This is a genomic window from Xenorhabdus kozodoii, assembly GCF_002632875.1.
Classification (GTDB): domain Bacteria; phylum Pseudomonadota; class Gammaproteobacteria; order Enterobacterales; family Enterobacteriaceae; genus Xenorhabdus; species Xenorhabdus kozodoii.
Genome location: NZ_NJCX01000001.1, coordinates 315637 through 323484 on the forward strand (window position 1 = coordinate 315637; position 7848 = coordinate 323484).

A 7848-nucleotide genomic window follows, 5' to 3' on the forward strand; every position below is an offset into this window, starting at 1 on the left:
TAAAAAGATCATCTGAGATGAAATTTTTGAGGCGCTTATATATGTCATCATATGCTAGAAAAATGATTAACTTGTTTATTGTTTTCTACACATTATTTATGCCTTCAACAGTAATTAATGCTTTAGCGGAAACTAATGGAAAAACGGACAATAATTTGCCTATTCATTTACAAAAAACGACTGATACCTCGAAACTTATCCCTCCCCATACCATTATCAGCAATGTCCAAGCAGTCAATCATATTTTATCTTCTTCCCCTTCAGAACTTGCGGAACAAGCAAAATCCTATGCTTTGGGTAAAGTCAACAGTACCTTATCCTCAGAAACTCAAAAATGGTTATCAGCGTTTGGTACTGTCAGAATTAACTTCGGGCTAGATAGAAAATGGGCATTGAAAGATAATTCACTCGACATATTATTACCACTTTATGATAACAAAGCCGATTGGCTGTTCTTTTCCCAATTCGGTTATCGTAACAAAGATAGCCGGAATACCATTAATTTGGGTTTAGGTGGCCGCTATTTTTATCAGAACTGGATGTATGGATTAAATACTTTTTATGATCATGATGTTACTGGGAAAAACCAACGTTTGGGGCTAGGGGGAGAAATTTGGGGTGACTATATTAAATTTTCTGCTAATACCTATTATCGTTTAAGTGACTGGCAACAATCACGAAACTTTCAGGATTATTATGAACGCTCAGCCAACGGTTATGACATTAATGGGGAGTTTTTCTTGCCTGCTTACCCTAATCTGGGAATGAAGCTGACATATGAGCAATATTTTGGTGATAATGTTGTTTTATTTGACCGTGATACCAAACAGAAAAACCCCAATCTGGCTAAGTTAGGCCTGACATATACCCCGATCCCACTATTCACCCTGGGTGTGAACTATAAACAAGGAGAAAGTGGTCATACAGAAACACAGTTTTTGGCAAACTTAAATTTTAAATTTGGTATTCCCTTTAGTACCCAATTTTCACCCGCTAACGTAGCTTCCATGCGGACATTGGCAGGTAGCCGTTACGATTTGGTGGAAAGAAATAATCATATTATTTTGGATCATTTAAAAAGAGAACGAGAAATATTGATCGCGCTAGAGCCTATTGTTGGATATGGTCACCAAGAGATCCCCGTGAATATCCCACTCCCTGATGATATTAATATTAAAAACATTCGCTGGATTGTTGCAGATGAAGCATTTCTACATAATAAGGGTAAACTTTCTGCTGATACCGGTAAGAATATTGTTATTACTCTCCCCAGCTATCAAGAAACACATAAAAATGATTACCTGCTTGACATATTATTAGAATATATCATAGACGGTCGAAAAAAAGAAAAACCGATTCAGGTTCCTATGAAAGTTTTACCTTTTATAATAGAGGGAAAAATAAATATCACTCCACCTGAATCACCGATAGCAACCGGCAAAAAAGAAAATGGGTATACATTTAACGCGCCCATTATTACTTATGAAGGTTCCCCATCGGGGAAATTTGTTAAAAATGCCAGAATCGATAACGTTTCCTGGACAACTGAGCCGGCTTTAGGCACTGACTCTGGCTTAACGGTTATCTGGAATAATGAGCCTGCCCAAACGAATGACAAGGGTGAATTAACTGATGCAAAAGGGCAATTAATGCCTAACATTTTAGTCAGTGAAAAACCGCATGACAAAGTCGATGTCTATATACAATTAGACGGTGCCCCACGGCAAAAAATAGACTCAGTGACATTTAGCCAGAATAAGCCTCACTACAAAATAAAAGACGATAAACTGAGTGTGACCCCTGACCCCAAAAAAGCATTGTTGGCTGATGGGACACAAAAATATACTTATACAGCAGAAATCATCACTGATGGCGGTGTGGTGGCCGACAACGTTGATAATGTGAAATGGAGTGCCGTCGGTAAAAATTTATCGGGTAAGGAAATAAAGGATATTGCTGTCGAGGGTCCAACAGGCACGGTTAAAACGGATAAAGGAAAATTAACGGCAACATTAAGCAGTAAAATTCCGTTAAATGACGTTGTGGTTACGCTTTCTATTGAAAACAAAGAGTCTGCTTCAGCAGAAGCCGTTTCTTTTCTCGCCGATCTTAACAAGATTGATTTAACCTGTAAGGCTGATGGCGAAAGCCCTGTATTAATCACTGAAACCTACACTTGTACAGCAACAGTTGTCGATGTGACGGGTAAAGACGTAACCGGTAAGAAAGTGCATTGGTCGGTTAAAGATGATGCTAACCTTAAACCCATACCCCTTTCAGAAACAACCGATGGTCAAGGAAAAGTGACAGCAACATTGACCAGTCCTATTGCGGCTTCAAATATTGTCGTTATAGCTTCTGTTGAAGGCCAATCCGGCAAAGGCGAATCAAAAGAAAAAATTAATTTTACTTGGCCAGAAATGACTATAGAAAGGAAACCTACGGATCATGATGTCACTATTGGTGGGCAAAAAAAATATGATCTTACGGCAACTGTATGGCGTGAAAAAAATAAAACAGTATATAAAGGGCAAGGTATTACGTTCCGATGGCTTGGACCTCAAAACCAGGATGGTACAGATGCGGCAGATGCAACTTTATCCCCATCAACAGCACAGTCAGTGAACCCTAATGATGGCACCCTGAAAGCGAATGTCGTTAGCAATAAGGCACAGCAGGTGAAAGCATGCATTGATATTGATGGCAGAAACCCCGCTTTGCCAACATGCTCAGATATGATGAATTTTATTGAACCTCCGCCGGAATTCGACATTTCCCGTGTTGAAGTAATAGATTTTGATGAAAACAAGCCATTACAAGGTAATGGCACAGATAAATATCATTACAGGGCATTGATTGTCAAAAAAGGGACGGTAGAGCCTCTTGCTCATTATACGTTTAATGGTGTGCAGTGGACGCACGACCATGACAAAATAGGAGAATCCAAATTTCCTCAACCTGAAGCCTATTCACCGACAGATCCCACAAACAAGAAGGATAAATTTAAAACAGACGGGAATGGCTATTTATATGCAACATTAAAAAGCTTTGTTGGTGTTGAAAAGGTCACGGTAACATTAAAAATGACTGAACCAGATGGTACTGATGATGTGAAGCATGATGCAGATCAACACGTCGTATTTAACCCTGTTCCGCAACCGGCGGTGTTATATGTTTATAACACTGAAACAAGTGAAAATAAGTACTTTGATAATGAGAATTATCCCCATACTTTTTTTACGACTTTACGGGGGGAGTTGAGGGCATCCAAAAAGTCTGGTCCCTTCGACAAGGATGAAGTTATTTATACACTGACTGATTTTAATTCATTATATGGGGACGAAATGTTAGCCTTTGGTGAAGAAGGGCACGGCCCCATACAATTTCAAGCGACGGGTTATGGCACAATAAACGCGACAATAACAAAGAAAAACGGCGAAATTCAACTGTATAAATATAAAATAACTCTCGCCAAAGGGGCATACGCTGACCCTAGCAGTGGGACAGGAGGATATAACAACGTAACTGATAATATTAGCTGTGACTATAAGTCTGAATCAATTATTGATATAGAATTCCAAGATTTATTTTCAGATAAGGAAGTTTCAGATAAAGGTAATAGTTATACTCTGTATAATGAATTTGGTAATTTATATAACTGGGGGGTATTTAAAGACGTACCTGGAATAGATAAAAATAAATTCACTATTATAGTGAAAAACACCGACCCTTCTATTAAAGATCCATTCAGGGTTTATGATTTTAAAAGTAATACATTTGATCAATATTCAGAGGGGATTGTTTTATGTTACATAGCTATTAGAAACTAACTCACAAGGAATGAAACAGATCAGGTAAAAAGGTTGTTTAATAGATACCAATGACAAAAAGTTATCACATGATAACTTTTTGTCATTGGTTTTTTTCGTTTTTATATGTTTACTCTAAGAACACGGAAGCTCGTCTTCTTTTAAGGAGGTAATAATAATGTTGAATTACTATTTTCTAGAGTTAATTTTATTTACTTTAACAATTGTTAAGGTGATGGATTGATTCTAATTAAAGAAGACATTAACTATAACTAGCATTAATTAAATCATGAGGTGATAAAATGGTAGGTAATAAAAATAAAATTGAAGTTTCAATTCAACCTAACGCAGATTTAGTCGTTGGTCAGTATGTTAGTTTTGTTGCCACATTAAGTTCGGATAAATCTATTCTCCAACTGAAAAATGTAATCATAAAAAATGCCAGTAATAACATAAAGTTTGATAAAGAGACTATTTCACTTATTTATGAACAGGGAAGCCGCATCGCTTCTGCGCAATTGGGGTTTACCGTGCTTACGGAAGTCAGTGGTAGTCCTGTAAAAGATGGTTCTCCTTTTACATTTGAAGTACATACGGATGTGGCTGATTTTAATCCTGTACCTTTTAAGGGTACTGTCAATGAAATTGATTTAAATTCACTGGCACTTTTTATTGAAAAGCCTTATTTGAAAACAGTTGTTACGGGTGATGATAAACCATCGGAGAAAGATAACTTTACAGCAATACATACAACTTTGAAAAGTATATCAGGGAAAATATTGGTAGGTACTCCTATTTTTGTTACATCATCTGTTCATCATAAAATGAATGATTTTCAGTTCAAAGATGCTAATAATAAACAAGAAATTCTTCCTGAGAAAATAGGACCTAATGAAGGAATATCCATTTCTTCAGATCAGCATGGATTGGTAAAGTTTTATCTCTATCCAAAAGTGTCAGAGGTAACCTCACTTGTGTTACAACTTGTTATTCTGAATGATGTTGCTGATATCCGCGCTAAAAAAATACTTTATGTGGCTAATTATATTAATCCAGGTTATATGGATTCTATTGGCACTCCAGATATTGCTGGGTTTTCTATGGGAGATCTATTTGCCAATCAAGGATTAGCATATTTTCTAACTACTGTGAGCAGTTACGATAACGTAGCAATTGGTGATGTGGTTTTATTTTTTGTTAATGGTAATTATACTGGCTACTCCGTGACTATCGAGGATGAAAAAAAACAGTTAGATCAACCTAGTATAAGACTTCCTTATACTATATTTGAACGAGATGTACTCTCTGAATTTTCCTATACTGTAATTAAAGAGGGTGGAGACGCGTTATATTCGTTACCATTACCATTGAATTATGTTGGGGGAGTTCCTTATGAACCGGATCCGGATGCTAAAAGAGAGTATGAACCCTGTATTGTTCATACTAGTCTTGGTGTTGATTCTGAACATATTATACCATCTGGTTATGGTAATTATGTTAATTATGCTGCAATAATGAAATATCCCGGATATAAATATAACGGATTGTTTGTTGAGATCGTACGATCTAATACTCATGACCCTAAAGAAAAAATAATACCTGTACCATTAAATATAACAGATATTACTTTGAATATGTATATAAATTCACAAAATAGAAATTTTGTAAAACATTATACCCAACAGATTAATTTAACAGAAATAGGTGATCCAGGTAATAAAGATTCTATTTATTTTCATATTCCTTATGAAGATATAGTTGATGTAACAGAAGTTGGTGATATCACTTTTGACTATCAGTTTTATCAAGATATAGATTTTAAATATGGTATTAGTTGGAGTGCAAATATTCAAACCACTCCATCTCCAGGTAATCATTAATTGACAAAAAATAAATGAGCGCTGCTGGTTGGTAGCGCCATTAATATTTTTTACACTAATAAAAAGGAATATAAAAATGTCTAATGCAATGAGATTTTCTTTGCCTGATAATAGTAATTTGATAATAGGGCAAAGTTTTTTATTTACTGTGACAGTATTATCTGATAAAGATATTGATGATAATTCTACCATCACATTTTATAATAATAAAGATATTACTGTACCGTCTAATGCTATTGCTTTAACATTGGATAATAATAATAAAAAAAAGGCCATAGCAATAATCACTCTCACTGTATCTAATACAGTATCGGAAAATGAAAAAATTTCTTTTAGTGTAAAAACATCATTAAGTGGTATTCAACCGAAAACTCTGAAATATACAGCAAGAACAATTGATTCAAGCTCATTGGAGCTGAAGGTTGAGGATGTTTTTTTGCCGATGCCAATCACATTTGATGATTCCCAAGTAGGATCTATATCAACGAAAGTTAACACAGTTATAAGAGATAACAATGGAAGTACGTTATCAGGAGTACCTGTATTTATCAAGAACAATGTTATTAATGATTTAGATGAAAGGTATATTTACGTTGATGATAAAAATACAGAGATAAATATTCAGAAGTTTGGTCAATATTCCGGGATCTTTGTGAATTCAGACGAAAAAGGAATAGTGGAATTTTATGTTGTACCTAAAAAATCATTGTCATTAATCATTCAATTGTCTTCTATCATACCAAATTCAACCGATTTTGTTTTTTCTCAAAATCCTATTTTTATCATTGTTGATAATGTTAAAGATTATCAAAAGCCTCCGGAAATAATTACTGCTATTGACGGTAATTTCAAATCTGAAGGAGAAAGTAAATGCTGGGTAGATATATCACCGTGCAATGAATATGAAATTGGTGATTTTGTGTTGTTTTTTGTTAACAAAGAATGCAAATACTATACTAGAATTATTGATGACGATGAACATCGTAATCCATGTTTAATGAAGTTGCCTTATGTTTTTTTTCAGAAAAACGAATTATCACGATTATCTTATCTCGTAATTAAACCAAGTGGAACTATATTGGCTGAATCCAGCCCCACAGACGTCACTTATCGAGGAAGACCAAATAAGCCGTGGACAGATGTTGATAGAATATATGAATCTTGTAAGGTTTATTCTAGCTCTGATGTGCTTATAGAACAGGATGGTGGTATCAATAATCAAGTGATATCCAATCATATCAATAATCCCAATGATGCAGGGTTATTTGTCAGAATAACGGGAACTAATGATAACAGTGATAGCACTAAAGTAAGATTTGGTTCGGAAGTTATTTTAACTTTATATATTAATTCAAGTAATAGAACGACAAAGCAGCCATTTAAAGGGATCATGCCGTATCAACCAGATAAAATAGGTGGAAAAACAGCAACGCTGACTTTTGATATACCATTCAATTTATTGAATGATAATCTTGCATTTCCATATCATGATGGAGAGATCTTCTTTGATTATCAAATTGGTAATGATAATGATAGGGGGGTGACGTATGGCGGTATTTGGTCAGGACATATTGTTACTTTTTTATAATGGAAATAATTTTTCCTTGAAAATAAATTAAATAGCTCTTTATTGTTTTGCTAAATCATATATACCCGTCGTCTTTCAAGATGTGTCTTATATCTCCCCGCTATACGGGGAGATATAAATAATCACATTGGCTTGCAAGCTGCAATTTGAAGTTTGGATCGGTATCTTATTGAGCTGGAGCGAGTTGTCTGATTTGACCATTTCTTCATGATGCCAAGGCTGCAAACTATTTCAGCTTCACGCTTTACTGAGCAAAGAATGTGATATCTTTGCAAACGCCCAATTAAACAGTGAACATTTCACAATACCGGTATATACCAATCCAACTTCAAGTTGCAGTTTGCAAACCAATGGAAGTGCTTATATCTCCCCGCTGCGCATAGGTATCTACACATTTATTGAAATTTATGTTATTACCTTTCAGCATGCTCTTAATTTTACTCTCGCCGGGTTTGATGCCCGGCTTAACCGCCGATACCCGATGCTGGTCAAACAACATATGACACCTTCAGATCCTCTCGCCTGTGCAATTAAAGACGTGGCCAGCGCACAGAAAACCACGTTCGCCACC

General features: G+C 35.5%; 4 protein-coding genes. All 4 read left to right on the forward strand.

What is annotated here, in order from left to right; genetic code table 11:
• Positions 1 to 41: 41 nt before the first annotated feature.
• Entirely contained in the window at positions 42 to 3830 is a 3789-nt protein-coding gene (locus tag Xkoz_RS01355) for an inverse autotransporter beta domain-containing protein (protein ID WP_167386533.1), read from the forward strand.
• A gap of 281 nt (positions 3831 to 4111) precedes the next feature.
• Complete coding sequence (locus Xkoz_RS01360) at positions 4112 to 5689, forward strand: hypothetical protein (RefSeq protein ID WP_099140409.1); 1578 nt, start codon at positions 4112 to 4114, stop codon at positions 5687 to 5689.
• 76 nt (positions 5690 to 5765) lie between these two features.
• Positions 5766 to 7277, forward strand: a complete 1512-nt coding sequence (locus tag Xkoz_RS01365; RefSeq protein WP_099140410.1) for a hypothetical protein — start codon at positions 5766 to 5768, stop codon at positions 7275 to 7277.
• Between the two features lie 340 nt (positions 7278 to 7617).
• A partial coding sequence (locus tag Xkoz_RS21505) for a hypothetical protein (RefSeq protein ID WP_208615189.1) occupies positions 7618 to 7848 on the forward strand: 231 nt, incomplete at its 3' end.

Excerpts from the sequence above, each read along its gene's own strand:
- Xkoz_RS01355 (WP_167386533.1), top strand. The coding sequence starts at position 42 with ATGTCATCATATGCTAGAAAAATGATTAACTTGTTTATTGTTTTCTAC.
- Xkoz_RS01360 (WP_099140409.1), top strand. The coding sequence starts at position 4,112 with ATGGTAGGTAATAAAAATAAAATTGAAGTTTCAATTCAACCTAACGCA.
- Xkoz_RS01365 (WP_099140410.1), top strand. The coding sequence starts at position 5,766 with ATGTCTAATGCAATGAGATTTTCTTTGCCTGATAATAGTAATTTGATA.